Source organism: Sporosarcina limicola (genome assembly GCF_014873855.1).
GTDB lineage: Bacteria > Bacillota > Bacilli > Bacillales_A > Planococcaceae > Sporosarcina > Sporosarcina limicola.
Genome location: NZ_JADBEL010000060.1, coordinates 1,602 through 4,557 on the forward strand (window position 1 = coordinate 1,602; position 2,956 = coordinate 4,557).

Annotated in this window: 1 rRNA gene; it reads left to right on the plus strand. The window is 53.2% G+C overall.

Going from position 1 to position 2,956, the window contains the following annotated elements:
• Positions 1-4: 4 nt before the first annotated feature.
• A 23S ribosomal RNA gene (locus H4683_RS20920) occupies positions 5-2,956 on the plus strand; the annotation flags it as partial.

Sequence of the window (2,956 nt, forward strand, 5' to 3'; positions counted from 1 at the left end):
GAATGGTTAAGTTAGAAAGGGCGCACGGTGGATGCCTTGGCACTAGGAGCCTAAGAAGGACGGCACTAACACCGATATGCTCCGGGGAGCTGTAAGTAAGCTTTGATCCGGAGATTTCCGAATGGGGAAACCCACTGCTCATAATGGAGTAGTACGTTTACGTGAATACATAGCGTAATCGAGGCAAACCCGGAGAACTGAAACATCTAAGTATCCGGAGGAAGAGAAAGAAAAATCGATTCCCTGAGTAGCGGCGAGCGAAACGGGAAAAGCCCAAACCAGGAAGCTTGCTTCCTGGGGTTGTAGGACACGCTATACGGAGTTACAAAGGGATGGATTAGGCGAAGCGACCTGGAAAGGTCCGCCGTAGCGGGTAAAAGCCCCGTAGTCGAAAGTCCATCCTCTCCAGCGTGTATCCTGAGTACGGCGGAACACGTGAAATTCCGTCGGAATCCGGGAGGACCATCTCCCAAGGCTAAATACTCCCTAGTGACCGATAGTGAACCAGTACCGTGAGGGAAAGGTGAAAAGCACCCCGGAAGGGGAGTGAAATAGATCCTGAAACCGTGTGCCTACAAGTTGTTAGAGCCCTTGTTGATTTTCCTTCGGGAGAGTCACGGGTGATAGCGTGCCTTTTGTAGAATGAACCGGCGAGTTACGATTCCATGCAAGGTTAAGCAGTGAATGCGGAGCCGCAGCGAAAGCGAGTCTGAATAGGGCGATAGAGTATGGGGTCGTAGACCCGAAACCAGGTGATCTACCCATGTCCAGGGTGAAGGTAAGGTAACACTTACTGGAGGCCCGAACCCACGTACGTTGAAAAGTGCGGGGATGAGGTGTGGGTAGCGGTGAAATTCCAATCGAACCTGGAGATAGCTGGTTCTCTCCGAAATAGCTTTAGGGCTAGCCTCAAACGTTAGAATCTCGGAGGTAGAGCACTGTTTGGACTAGGGGCCCATCCCGGGTTACCGAATTCAGACAAACTCCGAATGCCGATGATTTATGTTTGGGAGTCAGACTGCGGGTGATAAGATCCGTAGTCGAGAGGGAAACAGCCCAGACCACCAGTTAAGGTCCCCAAGTATTCGTTAAGTGGAAAAGGATGTGGCGTTGCCCAGACAACCAGGATGTTGGCTTAGAAGCAGCCATCATTTAAAGAGTGCGTAATAGCTCACTGGTCGAGTGGCGCTGCGCCGAAAATGTACCGGGGCTAAACGAATCACCGAAACTGTGGATTGACACCTTTGGTGTCAGTGGTAGGAGAGCGTTCCAAGGGCGTCGAAGCTAGACCGGAAGGACTGGTGGAGCGCTTGGAAGTGAGAATGCCGGTATGAGTAGCGAAAGAAGGGTGAGAATCCCTTCCACCGAATGCCTAAGGTTTCCTGAGGAAGGCTCGTCCGCTCAGGGTTAGTCGGGACCTAAGTTGAGGCCGAAAGGCGTAGACGATGGACAACAGGTTGATATTCCTGTACCACCTCCCCGCCGTTTGAGCAATGGGGGGACGCAGTAGGATAGGGTGAGCGCGCTGTTGGTTATGCGCGTCTAAGCAGTGAGGTGTGAAACGAGGCAAATCCCGTTTCTATAACATTGAGCTGTGATGGCGAGGAGATTTATCTCCAGAGTCCCTGATTTCACGCTGCCAAGAAAAGCCTCTAGCGAGGCGGGAGGTGCCCGTACCGCAAACCGACACAGGTAGGCGAGGAGAGAATCCTAAGGTGATCGAGAGAACTCTCGTTAAGGAACTCGGCAAAATGACCCCGTAACTTCGGGAGAAGGGGTGCTCTGGTAGGGTGTTAAAGCCCGAGAGAGCCGCAGTGAATAGGCCCAGGCGACTGTTTAGCAAAAACACAGGTCTCTGCAAAACCGCAAGGTGAAGTATAGGGGCTGACGCCTGCCCGGTGCTGGAAGGTTAAGAGGAGAGGTTAGCGCAAGCGAAGCTTTGAATTGAAGCCCCAGTAAACGGCGGCCGTAACTATAACGGTCCTAAGGTAGCGAAATTCCTTGTCGGGTAAGTTCCGACCCGCACGAAAGGCGTAACGATCTGGGCACTGTCTCAACGAGAGACTCGGTGAAATTATAGTACCTGTGAAGATGCAGGTTACCCGCGACAGGACGGAAAGACCCCGTGGAGCTTTACTGTAACCTGATATTGAATTCCGGTGCAGCCTGTACAGGATAGGTAGGAGCCTTAGAATCCGGAGCGCTAGCTTCGGAGGAGGCGTTGGTGGGATACTACCCTGGCTGTATTGGAATTCTAACCCATGCCCCTTATCGGGGCAGGAGACAGTGTCAGGCGGACAGTTTGACTGGGGCGGTCGCCTCCTAAAGAGTAACGGAGGCGCTCAAAGGTTCCCTCAGAATGGTTGGACATCATTCGTAGAGTGCAAAGGCATAAGGGAGCTTGACTGCGAGACCTACAAGTCGAGCAGGGTCGAAAGACGGACTTAGTGATCCGGTGGTTCCGCATGGAAGGGCCATCGCTCAACGGATAAAAGCTACCCCGGGGATAACAGGCTTATCTCCCCCAAGAGTCCACATCGACGGGGAGGTTTGGCACCTCGATGTCGGCTCATCGCATCCTGGGGCTGTAGTCGGTCCCAAGGGTTGGGCTGTTCGCCCATTAAAGCGGTACGCGAGCTGGGTTCAGAACGTCGTGAGACAGTTCGGTCCCTATCCGTCGCGGGCGCAGGAAATTTGAGAGGAGCTGTCCTTAGTACGAGAGGACCGGGATGGACACACCGCTGGTGTACCAGTTGTCTTGCCAAAGGCATCGCTGGGTAGCTATGTGTGGACGGGATAAATGCTGAAAGCATCTAAGCATGAAGCCCCCCTCGAGATGAGATTTCCCATTACGCAAGTAAGTAAGACCCCTCAAAGAAGATGAGGTTGATAGGTTCGGGGTGGAAGCGCGGCGACGTGTGGAGCTGACGAATACTAATCGGTCGAGGACTTAACC